General features: G+C 61.9%; 19 protein-coding genes and 1 pseudogene. 16 read left to right on the plus strand and 4 right to left on the minus strand.

The genetic code is table 11. The features are described 5' to 3' along the window. Window positions 1-142, plus strand: a pseudogene (locus HEP69_RS01205) (IS5/IS1182 family transposase); the annotation flags it as partial. Between the two features lie 104 nt (window positions 143-246). Beyond that, complete coding sequence (locus HEP69_RS01210; RefSeq protein WP_290556693.1) at window positions 247-423, plus strand: hypothetical protein; 177 nt, start codon at window positions 247-249, stop codon at window positions 421-423. On the opposite strand, the gene HEP69_RS01215 is transcribed toward HEP69_RS01210, so the two are convergent. Both HEP69_RS01215 and HEP69_RS01220 read right to left on the minus strand, forming a co-directional pair. Next, on the minus strand, window positions 408-1,136 hold the full coding sequence (locus tag HEP69_RS01215; protein WP_290556694.1) for an RlmE family RNA methyltransferase: 729 nt from the start codon (window positions 1,134-1,136) through the stop codon (window positions 408-410). The genes HEP69_RS01210 and HEP69_RS01215 overlap by 16 nt on opposite strands. 69 nt (window positions 1,137-1,205) lie before the next feature. Then, window positions 1,206-2,318 (minus strand): Ppx/GppA phosphatase family protein, encoded by a 1,113-nt coding sequence (locus tag HEP69_RS01220; RefSeq protein ID WP_290556695.1) that lies wholly within the window; start codon window positions 2,316-2,318, stop codon window positions 1,206-1,208. A 244-nt stretch (window positions 2,319-2,562) separates the two neighbouring features. Between HEP69_RS01220 and HEP69_RS01225 the strand changes: the two genes are divergently transcribed. The 4 genes from HEP69_RS01225 to HEP69_RS01240 all read left to right on the plus strand — a co-directional run bounded on the left by HEP69_RS01225 (window position 2,563) and on the right by HEP69_RS01240 (window position 5,623). Next, entirely contained in the window at window positions 2,563-2,865 is a 303-nt protein-coding gene (locus tag HEP69_RS01225; RefSeq protein ID WP_290556696.1) for a virulence factor, read from the plus strand. Between the two features lie 48 nt (window positions 2,866-2,913). Further along, window positions 2,914-3,858, plus strand: coding sequence for a methylenetetrahydrofolate reductase (locus tag HEP69_RS01230; protein WP_290556910.1), 945 nt, complete (start codon window positions 2,914-2,916; stop codon window positions 3,856-3,858). After that, complete coding sequence (locus HEP69_RS01235; RefSeq protein WP_290556697.1) at window positions 3,855-4,916, plus strand: methyltetrahydrofolate cobalamin methyltransferase; 1,062 nt, start codon at window positions 3,855-3,857, stop codon at window positions 4,914-4,916. Before HEP69_RS01230 ends, HEP69_RS01235 begins: the two co-directional genes overlap by 4 nt. Window positions 4,917-5,272: 356 nt before the next feature. Next, window positions 5,273-5,623, plus strand: coding sequence for a hypothetical protein (locus HEP69_RS01240; RefSeq protein WP_290556698.1), 351 nt, complete (start codon window positions 5,273-5,275; stop codon window positions 5,621-5,623). A 350-nt stretch (window positions 5,624-5,973) separates the two neighbouring features. Here the strand turns inward: HEP69_RS01240 and HEP69_RS01245 are convergent, their stop codons facing one another. Both HEP69_RS01245 and HEP69_RS01250 read right to left on the minus strand, forming a co-directional pair. After that, window positions 5,974-7,437 (minus strand): M81 family metallopeptidase, encoded by a 1,464-nt coding sequence (locus HEP69_RS01245; RefSeq protein WP_290556699.1) that lies wholly within the window; start codon window positions 7,435-7,437, stop codon window positions 5,974-5,976. Further along, a complete protein-coding gene (locus tag HEP69_RS01250) occupies window positions 7,434-9,053 on the minus strand; it encodes an amidohydrolase (protein WP_290556700.1) in 1,620 nt (539 codons plus the stop codon). Before HEP69_RS01250 ends, HEP69_RS01245 begins: the two co-directional genes overlap by 4 nt. A gap of 152 nt (window positions 9,054-9,205) precedes the next feature. Between HEP69_RS01250 and HEP69_RS01255 the strand changes: the two genes are divergently transcribed. The 10 genes from HEP69_RS01255 (at window position 9,206) to dctP (ending at window position 21,454) form a co-directional block, all read left to right on the plus strand. Continuing rightward, window positions 9,206-10,792, plus strand: a complete 1,587-nt coding sequence (locus HEP69_RS01255; RefSeq protein WP_290556701.1) for an ABC transporter substrate-binding protein — start codon at window positions 9,206-9,208, stop codon at window positions 10,790-10,792. A 74-nt stretch (window positions 10,793-10,866) separates the two neighbouring features. Then, window positions 10,867-11,811 carry an ABC transporter permease gene (locus HEP69_RS01260; protein WP_290556702.1) on the plus strand — a complete coding sequence of 315 codons (945 nt, stop codon included), beginning with the start codon at window positions 10,867-10,869 and terminating at the stop codon, window positions 11,809-11,811. Further along, the gene (locus HEP69_RS01265; protein ID WP_290556703.1) at window positions 11,811-12,692 is read left to right on the plus strand and encodes an ABC transporter permease; all 882 of its coding nucleotides are present in this window, start codon (window positions 11,811-11,813) and stop codon (window positions 12,690-12,692) included. Before HEP69_RS01260 ends, HEP69_RS01265 begins: the two co-directional genes overlap by 1 nt. Then, complete coding sequence (locus HEP69_RS01270; RefSeq protein WP_290556704.1) at window positions 12,692-14,293, plus strand: ABC transporter ATP-binding protein; 1,602 nt, start codon at window positions 12,692-12,694, stop codon at window positions 14,291-14,293. Before HEP69_RS01265 ends, HEP69_RS01270 begins: the two co-directional genes overlap by 1 nt. A gap of 359 nt (window positions 14,294-14,652) precedes the next feature. Continuing rightward, window positions 14,653-14,985, plus strand: a complete 333-nt coding sequence (locus tag HEP69_RS01275) for a hypothetical protein (protein ID WP_290556705.1) — start codon at window positions 14,653-14,655, stop codon at window positions 14,983-14,985. 281 nt (window positions 14,986-15,266) lie between these two features. After that, a complete protein-coding gene (locus tag HEP69_RS01280) occupies window positions 15,267-17,069 on the plus strand; it encodes a methyl-accepting chemotaxis protein (RefSeq protein ID WP_290556706.1) in 1,803 nt (600 codons plus the stop codon). Window positions 17,070-17,568: 499 nt separating this feature from the next. Then, window positions 17,569-17,760, plus strand: coding sequence for a hypothetical protein (locus HEP69_RS01285; RefSeq protein WP_290556707.1), 192 nt, complete (start codon window positions 17,569-17,571; stop codon window positions 17,758-17,760). Between the two features lie 583 nt (window positions 17,761-18,343). After that, window positions 18,344-19,105: an SDR family NAD(P)-dependent oxidoreductase gene (locus tag HEP69_RS01290; RefSeq protein WP_290556708.1), complete on the plus strand. Its 762-nt coding sequence runs from the start codon at window positions 18,344-18,346 to the stop codon at window positions 19,103-19,105. Continuing rightward, window positions 19,102-20,292 carry an acyl-CoA dehydrogenase family protein gene (locus HEP69_RS01295; protein WP_290556709.1) on the plus strand — a complete coding sequence of 397 codons (1,191 nt, stop codon included), beginning with the start codon at window positions 19,102-19,104 and terminating at the stop codon, window positions 20,290-20,292. The genes HEP69_RS01290 and HEP69_RS01295 overlap by 4 nt, the downstream gene beginning before the upstream one ends. Window positions 20,293-20,419: 127 nt before the next feature. Then, window positions 20,420-21,454: a TRAP transporter substrate-binding protein DctP gene (gene dctP / locus HEP69_RS01300; RefSeq protein WP_290556710.1), complete on the plus strand. Its 1,035-nt coding sequence runs from the start codon at window positions 20,420-20,422 to the stop codon at window positions 21,452-21,454. Window positions 21,455-21,456: the final 2 nt, after the last annotated feature.

The raw sequence follows: 21,456 nt of genomic DNA on the forward strand, positions 1-21,456 counted from the left end.
AATGTACAAATGGGCGAAATCGGTCGAGAATTTCTTTTGCGATCTGAAAGACTTCCGACGGATCGCCTTGCGAACCGACAAAACCGACCTCAGCTTCGCAGCAATCATCAACGCTTGCGCAGCACTGCTCAACTCAAAGTGAATCTCAACAGACCCTAGGGCGCCATCTGAAAACCGCAGAAAAACCATGTGGGCACCACATTTATCTGCCAGGGTGACACGACCTTCGCGCAGACCGGGCAGTCCATGAGACCCACACCCCCCTATCGCCGCCTCTTTGAACTCTTGCGCCAGCGCAGCTTATCGGACCTGTCGGTCAGTCGAACCGCGCTGGGATTGAGCGACGCCGTTGCGCCCGATGTCGCACGGGACCTCTTGCGGCGCGCGGCGCGCTCCTGGGGCGAGCCCTATTCGGAGGGTTGACCGCGAAACCCGGTTGCGACGACGAATTTCTCGGAGCTGTCGGCACGAGAAGCGGGCGGTTTCATATTGTAGACCTTGGTGAATTTCTGTTTGAGCAGCTTTTGCAGCTCGCCCTCGGCGCCGCCGGCCAGAACCTTGGCGACGAAGGTTCCCCCCTCTTCGAGCACGTCAAAGGCAAAAAAGGCCGCCGCCTCGCACAGCGCGATGATCCGCAAATGGTCGGTCTGTTTATGCCCGGAAGACGCCGCCGCCATATCCGACATCACCACATCGGCCTTGCCGTCCAGCCATTCCTTGATCTGGACATCGGCGTCCTCAGCCATGAAATCGAGTTGATGAAGCTCGACCCCCGCGATCGGCTCGACCTCTTGCAGATCGACACCGATGATACGGCCCTGGGCCTTGCCGGGCCGTTCCGCCAGCGCATTGATCCGCTTGACCGCCACCTGGCACCAGCCTCCTGGTGCACATCCCAGATCGACGACGCGCGCACCGGGGACCAGAAACCGATACTTGTCATCAAGCTCCATGATCTTGAATGCCGCGCGCCCGCGATACCCCTCGGCCTGGGCGCGTTTGACATAAGGGTCGTTCAATTGGCGCTGCAGCCACCGGGTCGAAGACAGCTTGCGCCCGCGCGCGGTCTTGACCTTGACTTTCAGATCGCGCTGCCCGCGTCCGGATGTGTTTTTGCCAGAAGGTGTCTTGGCCATCAGATCTGTTCTTTCATCGTGTCAGATTGGGTGCGGGCCGCGCCCGCAAGGCGAGGGCGGCGAGCGCCGCTAATACGGGCCGCCTTCCAGCACCCCATCCGCCGACATCTGCGCATAAAGAAGCCCTTCGCGCAGCCCCCGGTCCGCAACCGAGAGGCGGTCGGTCGGCCAAAGGCGCATCAGCGCTTGCAGGATCGCGGATCCCGACATGATCAGCGCATGCCGATCTTCGCCGATACGCGGATCGCGGCGCCGGCCGGTCGGTCCCATTGTCAGATAGCGCCGGATCACCGTGTCGATCTGGTCCGTACTCATGCGCAGCCCATCCACCTTGGTGCGGTCATAGCGTTTCAGCCCCAGATGGCTGGCCGCCACCGTGGTCACCGTGCCGGAGGTGCCCACAATCTGAAACCGCTCCTTGCCATGCTCGATCTTGTAGGGTGCGAACTCCGCCAGGTTTTCCTCGAAAAACCAGCTCATCAGGGCAAAGCGGGCGGCGTCGTCCTCCACATCCGAGAACTGATCGCGCAATGTCGCCACGCCCAGTGGCACGGAAATCCAGTCGACGACCTTGGCCGCGGGAAACGGGCTGTCGGTGCTGTGAAACCCCGCATGCAGCCGCATCAGCGCAGGCGGGCGATCCCGGCGCGGCACCGATGACAGATCAATCCACACCAGCTCGGTCGAGCCGCCGCCGATATCGACCACCAGCAACTGCTCGGTCTTGACCGAGACCAGCGGCGCGCAGGAGATCACCGCCAGCCGCGCCTCCTCCTCGGGCTGGATGATGTCGAGCTGCAACCCCGTCTCACGCCGCACATGGTCGACGAAACTGCGCGCGTTGCGTGCCCTGCGACAGGCCTCGGTCGCCACCAGCCGCATGCGCCGCACCTTGTGGCGCTTGAGTTTTTGCTGGCAGATCCGCAGGGCCTGGATCGTGCGCCCCATCGAGGCGCGCGAGAGTTGCCCCGTCCGCTCCAGCCCGGCGCCGAGTTGAACGGATTTCGAGAAACTGTCGACCACGTGAAACCCACCGCCCGAGGGTTGGGCAATGAGCATACGACAGCTATTTGTGCCCAGATCCAGTGCCGCATAGAGATCGGTCGGATCGGACGACTGAGGCGCGGGTGGCTCAACCGCTTTGGGGAACGCGCCCGCACCGTTGGGACGCTTGGGCGCCATCTGTCACGCCCTCCATTTCGAGTTAGCGCTAAGCTAAGCGCTCTGTGGCGTTCACGCAAGGGATCTGTCCATGGCTCCGGCTCATGTTTGACATGAGACTTTCTGGACCGGGTCGCTGTGGCCTCCGCTGATCGCTGCGCCTATGCTCAAGGTCGCTGATTGCGCCTTATCTGTCGAAAACCGGCACCGTCTGGCGCGGTCCGTGGCTTAGAGAGGACGAAACGAAACGTGGGGGGAATCATCCATGCCTGACGTCACAATCGTGTATTGGCGCGACATCCCGGCCCAGGTCATCGTGGGCAAGGGGCGGCGCGGGGCCAAGAAACAACTGACCGAGCGGTTTGAACAGGCCATCGACCGGGCCGCAATGAAGGTCGGCGCGCAGGACACCGACGCCTATCTCGCCGAATGGCGCAAGGCCCCGGCCTATGTCATGGAGGGCGATCCGCACCAGATCGTCGCGGCCGAGGCGACGCGGCTGGAAACCGAATACGACACCGACCGCATCAAGGCCCTGATCGCCAATGATGGGTGGGCCAACGGGTAACGGGCCCGGGGAATGACCTCTGGACCCCGCAAGCTATGGGAGGCCGCGATGGCTTTGCTGAATTTCAAACGGCGCGAGACGCAATCGGCAGGTCTGGTCGACGGGCATGTCGAGGCGTTCCTGGAGAATTACTCGATCGAGGTGATGCCGCGGACCGCCGAAAAGGTCGCGGATTTCCGCGCGCTGCTGCCCGAAGGCACGCGCGTCTACATCGCCCATATAGACGGCACGCCGATCGAGGATATGGTCGCCACCGCGCGCCGCCTGGCCGCTGACGGTTTCCCGGTCATGCCACATTTTCCCGCGCGCATCATTCAGGATGCCAAGACGCTGGAAAACTGGATCGCGATGTATCAGGGCGAGGCGGGCGTCGATCAGGCGCTGTTGCTGGCAGGCGGCGTGGCCAAGCCGCATGGCGATTTCGACAGCTCGATGCAGTTGATGGAGACGGGGCTTTTCGACAAGGCGGGCTTCAAGCGGTTGCATGTGGCAGGCCACCCCGAAGGCAACAGGGATATCGACCCCAAAGGCGGGATGGCCAATGTCGAGGCGGCGCTGCGCTGGAAACAGGCGTTTTCCACCCGCACCGATGCTCAGATGGCGATTGCCACGCAGTTCGCGTTCGAGGCGGATCCCATCATCAAATGGGCGAATGCGCTCAAGGCCGCAGGCATCGACCTGCCCATTCACATCGGCATTGCCGGGCCAGCCAAGCTGCAAACGCTGATCAAATTCGCCATCGCCTGCGGAGTCGGCCCATCGCTGAAAGTGTTGCAAAAGCGCGCCCGCGACGTCTCCAAACTGCTTTTGCCGTTCGAGCCGGTCGATATCATCTCCGAGCTTGCCGCGCACAAGGCCGCCAACCCCGATTTCAACATCACCAATGTGCATTTCTTCCCGCTGGGCGGCATCAAGACCAACGCCACCTGGGCCATTGAGAACGGGGGCGCCTCAGGCCGCCCCGCCAACGCAGACGGAAAGGCCGGTTCATGACCCGCACCATTGTCGAGAGCAAATCCAAGACCGCCATTATCGGCTTTGACCAGCCGTTTTGCGTGATTGGGGAGCGGATCAATCCCACGGGCCGCAAGAAACTGGCCGCCGAGCTGGAGGCGGGCGATTTCTCGACCGTCGAAAAAGATGCGCTGGCGCAGGTGGCGGCGGGGGCCACGGTGCTGGATGTGAACGCAGGCGTTGTCTATAACTCGAACCCCGATCCCAACGAGACCGAGCCGCCGCTGATGCGCAAGGTGATCGAACTGGTGCAGGGGCTGGTCGATGTGCCGCTGTGCATCGACAGCTCGGTGCCCGGCGCGCTGGAGGCGGGACTGGAGGTCTGCGAGGGCCGCCCGCTGCTGAACTCTGTCACCGGGGAAGAAGAGCGCCTGGAGCAGATCCTGCCATTGGTGAAGAAATACAACGTGCCGGTCGTGGCGATCTCGAACGACGACACGGGGATTTCCGAAGACCCCGATGTGCGCTTTGCGGTGGCCAAGAAGATCGTGGAACGCGCCGCCGATTTTGGCATTCCGGCCCATGATATCGTGGTCGATCCGCTGGTGATGCCGATCGGGGCTATGGGCACGGCCGGCTTGCAGGTTTTCACCCTGGTGCGGCGCCTGCGCGAGGAACTGGGCGTGAACACCACCTGCGGCGCATCGAATATCTCGTTCGGGCTGCCCAACCGGCACGGCATCAACAATGCGTTTTTGCCGATGGCGATGGGCGCCGGGATGACCAGCGCGATCATGAACCCCGTCACCTTGCCCATCACGCAAACCAAGATCGCCGAGAAAAAGGCCGAGGTGGAGGCCGCGGGCATCGTGATACCGGCTGATATGGATGACGAGACATTCGTTCAGCTCTTCGGTCTGGGTTCGACCAAGCCGCGCCCGGGCAAGGAGATGGAGGCCATTCGCGCCGCGAATTTCCTGACCGATAACGATCCGCACGGGTCCGAGTGGATCAAGTTCAACAAGGTCGCGCCAAAGGCAGGCCAAGAAGGCCGGGGCCGGGCAGGCCGTTCGGGCGGTCGGCGCAGACGCGCCTGATCCAGCCGTACAGGCGGAGGCGCGCACGCCTGCCGATTGCCAAGAGTGGGGCAGGCCGGTCATCCGGGCCTGCCCCTTCTTTTGCCGCCGACAAGATGACGATTTGGCGCCTGCATAGGTGCGTCTGGGGCCACAAGGCCGGGACAAGAGGGATGCGCATGTGGATCTTCAGCGCTTTCCTACCGGACGGTGCGCCGATACAGCGTTTTTGGGCGCGTTTTGACTGCCGGTCCGATTTGTCCATCCCTGAATGATCAACCAACAGTTGCTGATATAGTGTCGCAGGCAAACATCATTTGGTTGCACGACCATTTCTTTCCGACCAGCTTGGACGCCCGAATAAAGGGGAGTGGAGTATGAGTAAGTTAGCCTTGGTTTTGTCTTGCACCATGGTGCTGGCCGCATGCGCCCAGCAACCGGCTTCAATTCAACCGGTTTCGTTTGCAGGGGCATATGATGAGGTGTCGTGCGCACGCGCGCAAACGCTTCATCAACAGGAGGCCGCCAGGGTACCGGCTCTGGTCGCGAGCCAGAAACAGGCGGTGACGGGGGATGCGGTTGGTGTGCTCCTGCTGGGCGTTCCGATGTCGTCTTTGACCGGTGCGGATCTGGAAGGCGAGATTGCCGCGACAAAAGGCAAGCTGATGGCGCTCGAATCGCGCCTGGACGTGTGCGGGCGCACCACAACGCCCGTCGACTGGGCCTGACAGTGATTCTGGCGCGGCGCGGTCGTCCTTGCAGGGCCGTGCCCTCATCCATAGACCGGCGTTACATTTGGCTGTGCCTTCGCACGAGAGTGTTTTTGTACAGGGCGTGACCTGATCCTCGGGTCAGTTTTGGTGTTTCAGCAAGTGCCCCGCAACCGGGGACCCCTGGTTGCGCCACGGACGCTCTGCGGTAGTGATCCCTGTCACAGCCGACAGAGCATGACGCAGCCGTCATGGATGCCGCCTGGAGTGTTCGCCGGGCGGAGCTGCACAGTGCCCGGACCGCTTCTTGCGCTCAGTTGAGCGAGGCCGTCGTATTGCGATGGCCAGGAGAGCAGGCCGGGTCATCGTCACATGCCGGAGAGAGGTCCGCCCGGCCCAAGACGCACGCCCGGTCGCAACCGCTCATAGGGCAATGCGTCGAAATGGCAGGGATTTGCGCCCGGCGCTTCGGCAAACAGGATCCGATCGCTGATCCGCAGGTAATCGGCCATGAAATGCACCCCGGATTTGACGCACACGATCGCATGATCGGCAGGCTCGATCCCGACCACCCGAAACATCTCCTGATCCGCGTTCTGGCCTCGGCGACTGCCGACCACGACCGTGACGCCGGTGCCGATCAGCCTGAGCCGTGCAACCGGCCCCAGATGCGCCCTGGCGCCGCCGAACATCGGTCCGGTGAAATCGAACACCCCGTCCGAGAGGCGTTCGACCCTGGCGCGCGCGGGCAGGGGGGCGGAATACTGATCAAAGGCGCCGCCCAGGACAATCTCGATTTCGGCCCCTTCGCCCGCCGCATGGGCCGCCGCCGCCGCCTTGGGGTCGTAAAGCATGGAAAGCACCGCGTCCGGCACCTCGTTCTCGATCAGCGCACGCAGCACGCCCGTGGTGTCACCTGTGCCGCCCGCGCCGGGATTGTCCTGGGGGTCGGCGATCACCACCGGCGCCTTGAGGGTGAGGGCGCGCGCCACACAGTCCGAGGCTGCCTCCAGCCGTGCATCGAACTGGTGTTCTGCCGCCATTATTGCGGCAGCGATCCGGTCCACGGCCGCCTGCGCCTTGGCCGGATCGGGATCGTAGGCAAACACACTGGGGCCGCAATCGGGGATATCGGCGGGTGGAAAGCCCATGGCGATATCCGCCGACAGCACGTCCAGCTCGGTCAGGGAGGCGTAGAGATCCTTGGCCGGGGCAAACTCGGTCGATTGCGCGGTGATCGGAACGATCAGGCCAACTTGGGCATAGGCCTTGGCCAGCGGCGTGTGCAGCAGCGTATCCAGCAGCTGCGAGGCGCGCGCCCCGGTATCGGCCAGATCGGTATGCGGATAGGTCCGGTAGAGCGTGACGCCATCGGCGATCTCGGCCACAGCGGGCGAGAGGTTACCGTGCAGATCAAAGCTCGCCACGATGGGCACATCCGGGCCGACAGCGGCGCGCACTCGGGCCAGGATCTCGGCCTCTGCGTCATCATGGGCGCGGGTGACCATGGCGCCATGCAGATCCAGATAGACGGCGTCAGGGTCGCTCTGGGTGATGGTCGAGACGATCTCACCGACGATGCTTTCAAACGCGTCCGGATCGACATAACCGCCCGGTTCCGCGCTGCACCACAGGATCGGGATCATCTCATGGGGGCAGGCGGCCATGAAGCCCGAAAGCGGGATGTTGAGCCCCGCCATCACCTCATGAAGCGCATCCCCGCGCGTGAGTGTCGGCCAGGAGCCGCCGGTTTCGAACAACTCCAACGTGGTCGGAAAGGGGGCAAAGGTATTTGTTTCATGCTGAAAGCCTGCAACGGCGACGCGGGTCATTGCGTGACCTCCCCGCCCAGGACGGTGGCCACGATTTCGATATCGCGCAGGGCCATGGGATCGACGGTCAGAGGGTCTTCCGCCAGCACGCAGAAATCGGCATGTTTGCCGGTCTGGATCGACCCGATTTGATGATCCAGCTTGAGCACATGCGCGGCCCCCAGTGTGATGCAGTGAAGCGCCTGCGGCACGGTGATCTGCTGGCTGGTGCCCAGAACCCGACCGGTTTCGGTCACCCGGTTGACGACGGCCCAGGCGGTGACAAGCGGCGCCATGGGGGTGATCGGTGCGTCGGAATGGATCGCGAACTCATTGTCGAAGATCTCGACCGCGTCGCGGCAGGCGTTCATGCGGCTGGCCCGATCGGGGCCGAGCGTCCTGGTCCAGTGGATATCGCCGAAGTAATGGATGTGATTGCCAAAGATGTTGCAGGTCAGTCCCAGCGCCTTCATGCGTTTGAATTGGTCGCGGGTGGCCAGCTGCACATGTTCCAGTGTGTGGCGCAGATCGGGGTTGGGGTATTTGAGCAAAACCTCTTCATAGACCTCGATGGCCAGTTCCGACGCGGCATCGCCATTGGTATGGATATGCGTCTTGACGCCCGCCTTGTGCAACGCCTCGACCGCGCGCCGATAATAATTCAGGTCCATGTTCCAGATGCCGTGATCCTCGCCGGTGAAATACCCCGGCGCCTTGAGCTTGGCGGTGAACCCCTGGATCGCTCCATCGGTAAAGAGCTTGGCCCGGCCCAGCGACAGCTTGTCGGTCGAGCGCGCGCGCAAGGCAATGGCGCGCGCTGCTTCGTCCTCGGGGTCGCCAACCATGGCGTTCATGATCGGGACATAGCGCGCAGGAAAGGCCGGGTCATGCACGACCCGTTCGATCATCGAGACCTCGTCGTCCTTGAGATCGGAGAGCAGTTCGGCCACCGTGGTCACCCCGCAGAGCCGTGCCACCTGCCCATAGGCACGCAGGCTGGATTCGGTCGCGAGATTCAGGAAATCAAAGCCGGTGGCATCGATCATCGGCTGCATCGCGGCAAATTCCTGCAATTCGCCGTTCAAGCTGCCATCGGCACCCTTCATCACGCCTTCGATATTCGTGCCTGCATCAAACCCGGCCAGCGCAAGCGCGGCCGAATTGACCGTCATCAGGTGAAAGTTGGAATGCGCCACGATCACCGGATGATCCGTCGAGACCTGGTCGAGGTGGTCCTTGTCAAAGCGGCGGCCGTCCAGAAAGTTCGGGTCGAGGCCCCATCCGATTACCGGCTGCCCCTTTGGCGTGTCCTCTGCCACGGCCCGCAAGCGCGCAATAACCGCATCGTAATCCTTGACACCGTCCCACACGTGCCCCTGCGGATCTGTGCGCGCATAGTGGCCGCAATAGGTGAACTCCCAGATTCCCCCCGCCATGACATGGGCATGCGCTTCGATCAGACCGGGCAGGATCACGTTGCCTGAAAAACGATCATCCAACGTCGCAGTGCCCCATCCTTGGGCACAGTCTGCATCGCCAACCGCCAGAACCCGGCCATCGCGCACCGCGACATGGGTCGCTTCGGGGCGATTGGGATCCATTGTGATGATTTTTGCAGCACTGAATACCGTAATCATGGAACGTCCTTTCTCCGGGTATCGGAATGAGGGTTGCCGAGATCTGGACCGATAAAAAGACACGCTCTGCAATTGACATCGTGTCTTTCAACGGGCCTGATCACGCCTGCGTACAGCAAATCGTTAAAAAAGCAACAATAGGGAGTCTTTGCATGCTTGGTTACATAATGCGTCGCAGCCTGCTTGCCGCAGCGCTCGCCGTTCCTTTGGCATTTGGGGCGTTGCCCGGCCTGGCCAAAGCGGAAACAGTCCTGCGGGTGATACCGCACGCGGATCTCAAGAATCTCGATCCGATCTGGACCACGGCCTATATCACACGCAACCATGGCTATATGATCTATGACACACTGTTTGCGATGAATGAGGACTTCAAGCCTCAGCCGCAGATGGTGGATACGTGGTCGACCTCCGAAGACGGTCTGACATGGACATTCGTGCTGCGGGACGGGCTGATGTTCCACGACGGCGCGCCGGTTACGGCCACCGATGTCGTTGCGTCGCTGGAGCGCTGGGGCAAGCGCGACGGTATGGGACAGCAGCTTTTTGCCAATATGGCAAGCCTTGAGGCGCAGGACGACAAGACCGTCGTCATGACACTGGCCAATGAATACGGTCTGGTGCTGGAATCCATCGGCAAGATCTCGTCCAACGTTCCGTTCATCATGCCCGCGCGGGTCGCGGCCACGGACCCTTTCGAGCAGATCACCGATTTCACCGGATCGGGGCCATTTGTATTCCAGGCCGATGAGTGGGTGCCCGGCAGCACGGTCGTCTATACCAAGTTCGACGATTACGTTCCGCGCGACGAGCCTGTCTCGGCGGCGGCCGGCGGAAAGATCGCCAAGGTCGACAAGGTCGTCTGGACCTATTTCCCGGATCAGACAACCGCCATGAACGCTTTGATGGCCGGTGAGGTCGATTTCTTCGAGCAGCCCGCAAACGATCTGGCGCCACTGCTGGAAACCAATCCCGATGTCACGGTCGAGGTGAACGATCCTCTGGGCAATATCGGTTTTGCGCGGTTCAACCACCTGTTGCCGCCCTTCGACAACGCCGATGTGCGCCGCGCGGCGATCAAGGCGATGAAGCAGGAAGATTACATGGCGGCCGCCATTGGCGATCCCAAGTTCTGGAGGACCTGCTATTCGGTCTTCCCCTGTGGCACGCCACTGGACAACGATACCGGGTCAGATGTGATGGCGACCGGCGATGTCGAGGCCGCCAAGGCCGCGCTGGAAGCGGCCGGATATGACGGCACGCCCGTTGTCATCATGCAGCCGACCGATATCCCGGTGCTTTCGGCCTTCTCGCTGGTGACGGCCGAAAAGCTGCGCAATGCGGGTTTCGACGTCGATCTTCAGGCGATGGACTGGTCCACGCTGACCTCGCGCCGCGCCTTGCGGGATCCGGTCTCTGACGGTGGCTGGAACATCTTCCACACCTGGTGGATCGGCGCCGATGTGATCGACCCGATGGCGATCGCGTTCTCGGGCAACCCGGATGCGGGCTGGTTCGGCTGGGCAGAGGATGCCGCCCTGGAAGAGGCCCGCGCGGCCTATGCCGTGGCCTCCACAGCCGAGGAGAAGATGGCCGCGGCCACCATGGCCCAAGACCGTCTGTGGTCGATTGGCGCATCGGCGCAGCTGGGGCAGTTCTTTACCCCGGTGGCCTACCGGAACAATGTGCAGGGCCTGATCAAGTCGCCTGTTCAGTTCTTCTGGAACATCTCGGTCGAGTAATCCGACCCTGGCGCGGCGCGGTCGCCCGACTGCGCCGCCCTTGACCCTGGTCCCCACATCCGCTGGAGGAATTCATGACGCGCTACATCATCATGCGTGTACTCTCGACCATTCCCGTCATGGTTCTCGTGGCGCTTTTTGTCTTCTTGATGTTGCGGCTCGCCCCCGGCGATCCGGCCTCGGTCATCGCGGGCGATTATGCGACCGCCGAAGACGTCGCCCGCATCCGCGAACAGCTGGGCCTTTCGGACCCGATTGTCGTGCAGTTCCTGCGCTGGGTCGCATCGCTGGTGCAGGGCGATCTGGGCACCTCGATCTTTTCCGGCAAGCCGGTGACCGAGCTGATCGGTCAGCGTATTGAGCCGACGCTGATGCTGGCTTTGACCACAATCACCTTCGCTGTGGTTGTCGCCGTTCCGCTGGGCACCCTGGCGGCGTTTCGCGCAGGATCGCTGGTGGATCGTTTTGTCATGCTCTTTTCGGTGGGTGGGTTTTCGGTCCCGGTCTTTGTGTTGGGCTATATCCTGATCTACATCTTCTCGATGACGCTGGGCGTCTTGCCGGTGCAAGGCTACAAGTCCCCCTTTACCGAAGGGATTGGCCCGTTCCTCTACCACATCACCTTGCCAAGTGTGACGCTGTCGGTGATCTTTATCGCGCTGATCGCGCGGATGACCCGTGCCTCGGTCATCGAGGTTCTGGAAGAGGATTACATCCGCACCGCCCGCGCCAAGGGCCAGTCCGAGATGAAGATCCTGACCCGGCACGCGCTGCGCAATGCGGCCGTTCCGGTGGTCACGGTGATCGGTATCGGCATCGCGTTGCTGATCGGCGGAGTGGTCGTTACCGAAAGCGTGTTCAACATCCCCGGTCTGGGCCGGCTGGTGCTGGATGCGGTGCTGGCGCGGGATTACCCGATCATCCAGGGGCTGATCCTGTTCTTCAGCTTTGTCTACATCTTCATCAACCTGATCATCGACCTCAGCTATACGCTGCTCGACCCTAGGATTCGCTACTGATGACCGATCAAGCCACACAGCCCGCGCCCGGAGCGGCGGCGGCGAAAGACATCAGCCTGGCGCGCATCGCGCTGCGCAATCGCGGTGTGTTCTGGGGCGGTGCAGTGCTTTTGGTGATCGCTCTGTTCGCCATCTTCGGTCCGTTCTTTGTGCAGGACCCAACCGCGCTGAACCCGATCAACCGCCTGAAGCCACCCGGAAGCGAGGGGCTTTTCGGGACCGATATGCTGGGGCGTGACGTCTTCTCGCGTGTGATCAACGGCGCGCAGGTATCGCTCGTCGTGGGATTGTTTGTCGCGGTGATTGCGGTGGCGCTTGGCCTCTTTCTGGGGCTGATTGCGGGCTATATCCGGCTGATGGACGCGTTGATCATGCGTTTGATGGACGGGTTGATGTCGATCCCCGCGATCCTTTTGGCGATCGCGATGATCTCGCTTGCCGGGGCCACGCTGACCACGGTCGTGATCGCGATCGTGATCCCGGAAATCCCGCGTGTGGTTCGCCTTGTGCGCTCGGTCGTGCTGACCGTGCGCGAGGAGCCCTATGTGGAGGCCGCGATTTCCGCGGGCACGCGTGTGCCCACGATCCTGGTGCGCCATGTGCTGCCCAATACCATCGCACCCCTGATTGTGCAGGCAACCTATATCTGCGGCTCTGCGATGCTGACGGAATCCATTCTGGGGTTTCTGGGCGCTGGTATCCCGCCCGAGATTCCGTCCTGGGGCAACATCATGTCCGAAGGGCGCACCTTCTTTCAGTTGACCCCTTGGATCATCTTTTTCCCCGGGATCTGCCTGGCCGTGACCGTGCTGGCGGTGAACGTGGTAGGCGACGGCCTGCGCGACACGCTTGATCCCCGGATTGCAAGGAACATGCGCTGATGAGCATTCTTGAAGTCACCAATCTGACCGTCAAGCTGCCTGACGGGGCCGACCGGCCTTTTGCCATCGAAGATGTCACCCTTAAGGTAGAGAAGGGCCAGATCCTCTGCATCGTCGGGGAAAGCGGCTCGGGCAAGTCTGTCACCGCGTTTTCGGTGATGGGCCTGGCCGATCGTCGCGCGCTGACCCCAGTGTCGGGCACGATCAAGCTGGACGGCGAGGATATCCTCGACATCGACGACGCGCGTCTGCGCAAGCTGCGCGGTGAGAAGATGAGCATGATCTTTCAGGAGCCGATGACGGCCCTGAACCCGGTCCTGCGGGTCGGCGACCAGATCTCCGAGATGCTCGAGATCCACACCGATCTGACCCGCTCCCAGCGCAAGACACGGGTGATTGAGGCGATGACCGATGTCCGTCTGCCGGACCCCGAGAAGATGTACCGCTCCTATCCGCATCAGCTCTCCGGGGGTCAACGCCAGCGCATCATGATCGCCATGGCCCTGACGTTGGAGCCGCAGTTGCTGATCGCCGATGAGCCCACGACCGCATTGGACGTCACGACGCAGGCGCAGATCCTCAAACTGATCAAGGACATCCAGCGCCGCAAGGGCATGGGCGTGATGTTCATCACCCATGATTTCGGTGTCGTGGCCGAGATCGCCGATCATGTCGCGGTGATGAAACATGGCCGCATCGTGGAGCAGGGCAGCGTGGCCGAGGTGCTGGGTGCGCCAAAGGACCCTTATACCCAGAAACTGATCGCCGCCGTTCCGTCGATGATCCCGCCCGAGCGCGAGGTGGCCACAGGGCAGATTGCGCTGGAGACGGACGATCTGGTCAAGACCTATGGGCAGGCGGGCCTTCTGGGTCAGGGCCGCGTCGTCAAGGCCGTGCGCGAGGTCGATCTGACGGTGCGCAGGGGCGAGACGCTGGGCATTGTCGGCGAAAGCGGCTCGGGCAAATCCACCGTCGCGCGCTGCATCATGCGCCTTGTCGATCCAACCTCGGGAGAGGTGCTGATCAACGGCGAAAACATCGCCAGCCTGCGCGAAGGTCAGTTGAGATCGCATCGGCGCGATATCCAGATCGTGTTTCAGGATCCGTACCGGTCCCTCAACCCGCGCCGCACCGTCGGGCAGAGCATCGTCGAAGGGCCGGTGAATTTCGGCCTGTCCATGAATGAGGCCAAGGCCCGCGCCGCCGAGCTGATGCAGGTCGTGGGTCTGTCTCCCGATGCGCTGGAACGATTTCCGCATCAGTTCTCGGGCGGGCAACGCCAGCGGATCTGCATCGCTCGCGCACTGGCGATGGAACCGATGATCCTGATCGCGGATGAAGCCGTTTCGGCCCTTGATGTGTCGGTCCAGGCACAGGTTCTCGATCTGCTGGACGATGTACGCAAGCGATTCGATCTGGCGATGTTGTTCATCACCCATGATCTGCGGGTCGCGGCGCAAATCTGCGATCGGATCATGGTGATGAACAAGGGAGAGGTGGTCGAATCCGGCTTTACCTCCACCGTCTATGCCAATCCCCAGCATGATTATACGCGCGCCTTGCTTGCGGCGGCACCGGGGCAGATCGGTCCCGCCGCGTAACGGGGCGGGCAGTCCGGCCCGAAGGGTGCAGCCGGTGCGATGTGATCGCATCGGCTGCCTCGAACAGGCGCGATGGGGTGGGAATTCCCGCCTTGATCCAAGCGATCCCGTTCTGACCCGTGGCTCACAAGAGTGCCCTCAGTCGGGGCCCTCACCATCCCTCGCTCAGCCGTGCCGGCGGGCGCGGCCCGCCTCCCGCGTGCCATTCGCGTGGGCGCCGCTCGCCTCGAAGGGACGTTTCAAGACCTCCTCTGGTGCGGACCGACAGTCGCTCTGATCGGACTGCCGATATCCTCGTGTATTGAAATCAGAACGAGCCTCCCCATGTGTTACTCACAATCCGATAATGGAGCCCGCATATGTTGTTACGTCTTGTCGGTGCCGTTGCCGTTTCGCTTGTCACCAGTGCCGCGTTGGCCGACATCACACCGATTGCTGACGTGAAACGTGGCCAGTCGGTTGTCGTCGAAGGCGTCGTGGATCGCTTCTTTGACACCGATGAGATTCGCCTGCGCGACGACAGCGGAACCCTGCGGGTCTATCTCGGATCCCAAACGCTTCCCCTTCGGTCCGGTGAACGGATTGTGATCGAGGGCATCATGGATGACAGTCTTGTGATGAACGAGCTCTATGCCCGTGAGATCACACGCGAAAACGGCGAGAAAATCAGCGTGTCGAACACCTATGACTAGTCTGCCGGGCGGGTAGGGGATCTTGTTCCTCACCGTCCTGTCCTGGCCCCCGAAACGTCGGTTACATCAACGTCGATGCTCGTGACGGTCGACGGGCTTGCCAGGCTGTGCCGGGTCGGGGCGCTTTATCGGTGATCCGATCACACAGACCGGTAGAACGCGTTCGGCGCTTTCATCTTCATTCAATTGTTCGCAAGTTTTGCCTGTCAGCATTGGCGTTCATAACCGTTTGTTCAGAGACGCTGCCGTAGGCAAGAGCAAAATGACAGATTGGGTGACCCATGAAGAACGCTTTCAACAGACTTGGTTTTCAGATCGGAATGGGCGTCGGACTGCTGTTATGCAGCTTGGCGGCCGCACTCTTTATCGTCTTGTTCAGTCAGTCCAGAGCCGCGCTGATGGATGCTGCCGAGAACCGGCAAGCCATGTCGATGAAGATCCTCGTAAACGAGTTGGCGGGCCTTCAGGACCTCGATGTGACCACCGCAGCGAACGGCGATGTGGTGAGGGTAACGGCCCAGTCCATCGCGGACTTTGAATCCCATGACTTGATCGACACCGTCGGCTCGATTTCCGGCGAAACCGCGACAGTCTTTGTGTGGGATCCTGCATTGCGGGATTTTGTGCGGCGCACGACAAACATCATCAAAGACGATGGTGCCCGCGCGGTCGGCACGGTGTTGGGGCAATCGAACCCGGTCTATTCTGCAATGCTCGAAGGTCAGAAGTTCCGGGGTGAGGCCGTTATTCTGGGCAAGGCGTATTTCACCACCTATGTCCCTGTCGCGACGGCTGCGGGCGATCCAGTGGGGATCCTTTACGTCGGTGTCGCCAAGAAGGCGGTGAATTCGGCGATTACCACGATGTTGATCCAGGGGTTGGCCATGGTGGGCGGCGGGTTGTTGGTTGCACTTGGCCTGACTGTGCTGGCCTTGCGGTTCATGCTGAGGCCGATTCAAACGCTCGAGGTCGCTGTCAATGCCATTCGGGACAAGGAATTTGACACCATTGTGCCCTATACAGCGCGCCCAGACGGCATTGGCAGTTTTGCGCGCAGTGTGGATCAGTTTCGCCAGAAACTGGCTCTTGCGGCAGAGGCCGAGCAGAGCGCGGTGGCACAACGTGCCAGCCAGGACAGGGCGGTTTTGCGGCTACAGGAGGGGCTTGAGCGTCTGGCCAACCGCGATCTCTCCCACCGGATTGGGGAGAACTCGGGCTTTCCGGAGGAGTACGAAGGCCTGAGACGAAACTTCGACGCGGTCGCGCATAACCTGTCCGGCGCAATGGGCGAAATCGTCGGGGTGGCCGGAAACCTGCGCGGATCGGCCAGCGAGGTCGGCACGATTTCGTCGGATCTGTCCAGGCGGGTCGAGTTGCAGGCCGCGACCCTCGAAGAAACCGCCGCCGCACTGGAAGAACTCAATCGCAGCGGTCAAAACGTCTCGGAACGCGTCATCGAAGCCAATCAGCTTGCCACGAAAAGCACAGAGGTATCGCGCCGCAGCGGCCAGGAGCTTGACAAGGCGGTCGCGGCCATCGGCCTGATCGAGAAGGCATCCGAGGAAATTGATAAGATCGTCGATCTGATCGAAGATATCGCGTTTCAGACCAATCTTCTTGCTTTGAATGCCGGGGTCGAAGCTGCGCGCGCAGGGGATGCCGGAAAAGGCTTTGCGGTCGTTGCAACAGAAGTGCGGGGTCTTGCGCAACGTGCATCCGATTCAGTCGCCGAGATCCGCAATCTGACCCAAGGCAATATGCAGCAGGTGTCGGAAGGATCGCGCCTTGTTACCACCACGGGCGAGTCTATCCGCGCGGTGCTGGACCAAATCAATGATCTTGGCACGCTGGTATCCGAGATCACCACCGAGGTTCAAAACCAGACCCAGCGAATGAACGAAATCAACGTGGGCATGCGTGAACTGGATACCGCGACCCAGAAAAACGCCGCTGTCGCAAGCAATGCAGACACAGCAAGCGGTGGGTTGATGATGGAGGCCGAGCGGTTGGCTCAAACCGTTTCCATGTTCGGCATGACGGAGGTAAACGTGATGCCTCCACGTGGTGGCATTGCAGCCGAATAGGTGTGTTCGGGCCGCGGCCCATGCGTCCGCGATGGCCAGCGCGGTCCGTCAGCCCCTGGCTACCATCGCCCCGCGCGGTATTTCCAAGGCTGATGGGCCCTACCGCGCCTGATCCCACGGGCATAGAGACCGGTGATGTTGGAGGTTTGGAAATCAGTTTGTGGCCCGGGACAGGCCGGACAAATGCGCAGAGGTGCTTTGGATCCTCCCAAGACGGTGTCATCAGGCTCATGGACGTCCCAAGACGAGCAAGTCCCCATCAACCGCGTCTTGCGGTGAGGCAGGAGCGCTTGGCTTTCAACCGGCTCTGGCCATTGCCTGTGGACATTCGGCCCTGTTGCCGTCCCGCTCCCTACGCTTGCGGACGGGCGAGATTGGGACAGATGGGTCGTTTGATCCCGACCATGCGAAAGAGGGGGCCGTCCTTTGCGCGGGAGCATGTCCGATACCGAGGAGGCGGCGGCCATTTTGAAACGGTGCTGCTGCGACAACAGGGCTGATGTTCGGTGAACTCCGTCAACTGTCACGCGCTGTTCTGTCCAACGATCCCGCACCGGGCCTGCTCAGTCGTCAGCGCACGCGACTGATCGCGGCGCTGCGTGGCATGGTCGCAGGGTTTGGGGTCGGGTTGCCCGAACTCTGGCGAGGGCCGTCGGTCGGATGGAAAACCGCCAAGCCACGCGCCACGTAGTCTCCCGCATCACCGGAAGGTCCCCGTGCACGCACCGCCGCAAGACTGGGCCTTTGCGACGGTGAGCCGCCGAGACGAAGCCGTCGCTTGTGTCCGGTTTGTGAGGTCGCTTGTGTCCGGTTTGTGAGAAGGTGACCGGGCAGGTGGCTGGTGTGGATCTGGGTGAGCGCCGCACCTCTGCGGTGGCAAAACCACTCTGGACCCTACTGAGTAAGGGCCGCTGACATTGGTTGCGACTCTGATTTACAGCGCCGATGACAGGATTTGCACATCCGTTGCAAAGCCTGGGCAAGGCCCGATGTACCCAATCCGGCACAGGGGCTCCAGGCGTTCCCCTTGCTGGATGGACATCTGCGCATCTCGTCAGCCGCGCCCTGACACCGACCGGCCAAATCTCATCATCGCATATGCCGCCACACAAGAAGCCCGAACGCTGCGGCTTGCCGTGCATCGGGCGGTTCACCCCAATGGTGGGCCCGTGGCAGATGCCGGACGGCCAAACCAAACAATCGTTAGAACAGTGGTTTTGATTTCCCGAAACCCGCGTTAAGACTTTTCGCATTCGACAAATTGGGAGGTCAGAATGCGAATCGAGGGAGCAGCAGCGATTGTCACCGGGGGGGCATCGGGCCTGGGTGGGGCAACCGCCAAGGGTCTGGCAGATGCAGGTGCCAAAGTGGCAGTCTTCGATCTGAACGAAGCACTTGGTGCACCGCTTGCAGAGCAGATCGGCGGGACCTTCCACAAGGTCGACGTCACCGACAGCAGCCAGGTCGAGGAGGCCATTGCCGCCGCAGAAGGGCTGCATGGCGCCGCGCGCATCCTTGTCAATTGCGCCGGCATCGGGCCGCCCGCTAAGGTGGTCGACCGCGACGGGGTCGCGGCTTCGCTCGATGGTTTTAACAAAGTGATCAACATCAATCTGTGTGGCAGCTTCAACGTTCTGTCGAAAGTCGCCGCCGCACTGCACAAGGCCGAGCCCTTGGGTGAGGAGCGCGGTGTGATCATCAATACCGCGTCGGTCGCGGCGTTCGACGGCCAGATCGGGCAGGCGGCCTATGCGGCCTCGAAAGGCGGTGTGGTGGGCATGACGCTGCCCATCGCGCGCGAGCTTGCGCGCCACGGCATCCGGGTGATGACCATTGCGCCGGGGCTCTTCCTGACGCCGCTTCTGGAGTCGCTGCCCGAAGAGGCGCAGGCCTCGCTCGGTGCGCAAGTGCCGTTCCCCAACCGCCTGGGCGATCCGGCCGAGTATGCTCGGATGGTGCGCGCGATCATCGAAAATCCGATGCTGAATGGCGAGACGATCCGGCTCGACGGGGCGATCCGGATGGCGCCGAAATGAGCGCACAGATGGAGCGGGCGGGTCTGTCGGATCGGGCCCTGATGCTGGCCGACAAAGTCGAGGCCTTCGTGCGCGAGACCGTTGTGCCTTATGAAAAGGACCCACGTATGGGCTTTCACGGCCCCTCCGACGAAATGGCGACCGAGCTTAAGGATCTGGCCCGGAAGGCAGGTGTGCTGACACCGCATATCCTGGAGGATGGGGATCACCTGACCCAGCGGGAAACGGCGGCCGTGCTGATCCGGTCAGGCCTGTCGATCCTGGGACCATTGGCCTGCAATACCGCCGCCCCCGACGAGGGGAATATGTTCCTGATTGGCAAGGTCGGCTCGCCCGAGATGAAGGAACGGTTTCTGGATCCGATGATCGCCGGCCACAAACGCTCGGCCTTTTTTATGACCGAACCGGCTGAAGAGGGCGGCGCGGGCTCCGATCCGATGATGATGCAGACGACCTGCGTTCAGGACGGCAACCATTGGGTGATCAACGGGCGCAAGGCCTATATCACCGGGGCCGAAGGGGCCGGAGTGGGCATCGTGATGGCCAAGGCGGAGGAAGGCGCGTGCATGTTCCTTGTCGATCTGCCCGACCCCGCGATCCGGATCGAGCGGGTGATGGACACGATCGACAATTCGATGCCCGGCGGTCATGCGGTGGTCAGCATCGACAACCTGCGCCTGCCCGCCGATCAGATGCTGGGCGAGCCCGGCGAGGGCTTTAGATACGCGCAGGTGCGGCTTTCGCCCGCGCGGCTGTCGCATTGCATGCGCTGGCTCGGGGCGTGCATTCGCGCGCAGGAGATCGCCTCGGACTATGCCAATCGGCGGATGGCCTTTGGCAAGCATCTGATCGACCATGAGGGCGTCGGTTTCATGCTGGCCGAAAACATGATGGACCTCAAACAGGCCGAGCTGATGACCTATTGGTGTGCCGATGTGCTCGATACCGGCGCGCGTGGCACGACCGAAAGCTCCATGACCAAGGTCGCGGTGTCCGAGGCGCTGATGCGGGTCGCGGACCGGGCCGTGCAATGCATGGGCGGGCAGGGTGTCACAGCCGATACGATGGTCGAACAGGTGTTTCGCGAAGTGCGCGCGTTTCGCATCTATGATGGGCCGACCGAAGTGCACAAATGGAGCCTGGCCAAGAAGATCAAACGTGACTGGAGCCGCCAAAACGTCAGCTGAGGAACGGTCCTGTCCCATATGTGTCTATTGACTTTCTACAAAACCAAACGATTGTTAGGTTAGGCTCTGGGGAGGATCGCACAGCGCGGTGGGACAGGGCACCTTGAACTGCAAGAGGGAGGATGGCATGTTCACAACAATCGTTCGGGCGGCAGGCGCCGCAGCAATCGCATTGGCGGCCTATCAAGCCACGGCCGAAGAGTATCCGGAAGTCAGCCTGCGCATGGCGCATCCGCTGCCTGAGACCTGGCCCGCGGTCCAATGGGACAAATGGTGGGCCGAAGAGGTCGAGCGCCGCTCGGGTGGTAAAATCCAGATCGAGATGTTCTGGTCCGGCCAGTTGGGCGGTCTGTTGGAGATCAAGAACCTGGTGTCCTCTGGCGCGGTCGATCTGGGCGTGTTTGCCCAAGCGGTACATGCGTCCGAGATGCCCATGACCTCGGTCGCGGCGGGTCTTTTGAACCGCGTGTCGGCGGATGCCGCAACAGCGCAGAAACTTGCCGGAGAGGTCTATGCCGCCGATGCGACACGGGCCGAACTGGACGCGTTGAACCTGCATCCGATCAAATGGACGGTGACCTCGCCTTATCGGCTGACCTGCAACAAGCAGATCAACCGGATGTCCGACCTTGAAGGGTTGCGGGTCCGCGCCGTGGGCGGGGCCTATGTCCCGATCTGGATGGAGGCCTATGGCATGGTGCCCACCCGCGTTCAGGCGCCGGAAATCCGCGAAGGGCTTCAGCGCGGCACGCTGGATTGCAACTTTGGCCCCATCGAATGGGTGCCGTTCTTCTCGCTGCAATCGGTGGCGCCCTATGTGTCGGATATCAACACCGGCACGTTTACCACGTTCCAGATTTATGCGCCTGCGGACAGATGGAATTCCTGGCCTGAAAACGTGCGCAGCCTGATGACCGAAGTGGCACAAGAGGCGATGGCCAAGGATCTCGAATGGCTCGAAGGGGCCGAGGCAGAAGCCTATGCCGCTGTCGCCGAAGCGGGCGGACAGATGATCGAACTGGCCGATATGGAGGCGTTTATCGCCAAGTCGCCGGACATGATTTCTGTCTGGGAAGAACGGATGACCGAGGCCGGAATGGGCGATGCCATCGCCGGTATCGTACCGCTGCAGCGCGAGGCCGCCCAAAGCTTTGCCCAGTGACG

The sequence above is a fragment of the Aestuariivita sp. genome (assembly GCF_021404545.1).
Lineage (GTDB): Bacteria > Pseudomonadota > Alphaproteobacteria > Rhodobacterales > Rhodobacteraceae > Aestuariivita.

What these genes read in the sequence shown, in the direction of transcription:
- HEP69_RS01210 (WP_290556693.1), top strand. Translation starts at nt 247, where the DNA reads ATGAGACCCACACCCCCCTATCGCCGCCTCTTTGAACTCTTGCGCCAG.
- HEP69_RS01215 (WP_290556694.1), bottom strand. Translation starts at nt 1,136, where the DNA reads ATGGCCAAGACACCTTCTGGCAAAAACACATCCGGACGCGGGCAGCGC.
- HEP69_RS01220 (WP_290556695.1), bottom strand. Translation starts at nt 2,318, where the DNA reads ATGGCGCCCAAGCGTCCCAACGGTGCGGGCGCGTTCCCCAAAGCGGTT.
- HEP69_RS01225 (WP_290556696.1), top strand. Translation starts at nt 2,563, where the DNA reads ATGCCTGACGTCACAATCGTGTATTGGCGCGACATCCCGGCCCAGGTC.
- HEP69_RS01230 (WP_290556910.1), top strand. Translation starts at nt 2,914, where the DNA reads ATGGCTTTGCTGAATTTCAAACGGCGCGAGACGCAATCGGCAGGTCTG.
- HEP69_RS01235 (WP_290556697.1), top strand. Translation starts at nt 3,855, where the DNA reads ATGACCCGCACCATTGTCGAGAGCAAATCCAAGACCGCCATTATCGGC.
- HEP69_RS01240 (WP_290556698.1), top strand. Translation starts at nt 5,273, where the DNA reads ATGAGTAAGTTAGCCTTGGTTTTGTCTTGCACCATGGTGCTGGCCGCA.
- HEP69_RS01245 (WP_290556699.1), bottom strand. Translation starts at nt 7,437, where the DNA reads ATGACCCGCGTCGCCGTTGCAGGCTTTCAGCATGAAACAAATACCTTT.
- HEP69_RS01250 (WP_290556700.1), bottom strand. Translation starts at nt 9,053, where the DNA reads ATGATTACGGTATTCAGTGCTGCAAAAATCATCACAATGGATCCCAAT.
- HEP69_RS01255 (WP_290556701.1), top strand. Translation starts at nt 9,206, where the DNA reads ATGCTTGGTTACATAATGCGTCGCAGCCTGCTTGCCGCAGCGCTCGCC.
- HEP69_RS01260 (WP_290556702.1), top strand. Translation starts at nt 10,867, where the DNA reads ATGACGCGCTACATCATCATGCGTGTACTCTCGACCATTCCCGTCATG.
- HEP69_RS01265 (WP_290556703.1), top strand. Translation starts at nt 11,811, where the DNA reads ATGACCGATCAAGCCACACAGCCCGCGCCCGGAGCGGCGGCGGCGAAA.
- HEP69_RS01270 (WP_290556704.1), top strand. Translation starts at nt 12,692, where the DNA reads ATGAGCATTCTTGAAGTCACCAATCTGACCGTCAAGCTGCCTGACGGG.
- HEP69_RS01275 (WP_290556705.1), top strand. Translation starts at nt 14,653, where the DNA reads ATGTTGTTACGTCTTGTCGGTGCCGTTGCCGTTTCGCTTGTCACCAGT.
- HEP69_RS01280 (WP_290556706.1), top strand. Translation starts at nt 15,267, where the DNA reads ATGAAGAACGCTTTCAACAGACTTGGTTTTCAGATCGGAATGGGCGTC.
- HEP69_RS01285 (WP_290556707.1), top strand. Translation starts at nt 17,569, where the DNA reads ATGTTCGGTGAACTCCGTCAACTGTCACGCGCTGTTCTGTCCAACGAT.
- HEP69_RS01290 (WP_290556708.1), top strand. Translation starts at nt 18,344, where the DNA reads ATGCGAATCGAGGGAGCAGCAGCGATTGTCACCGGGGGGGCATCGGGC.
- HEP69_RS01295 (WP_290556709.1), top strand. Translation starts at nt 19,102, where the DNA reads ATGAGCGCACAGATGGAGCGGGCGGGTCTGTCGGATCGGGCCCTGATG.
- dctP (WP_290556710.1), top strand. Translation starts at nt 20,420, where the DNA reads ATGTTCACAACAATCGTTCGGGCGGCAGGCGCCGCAGCAATCGCATTG.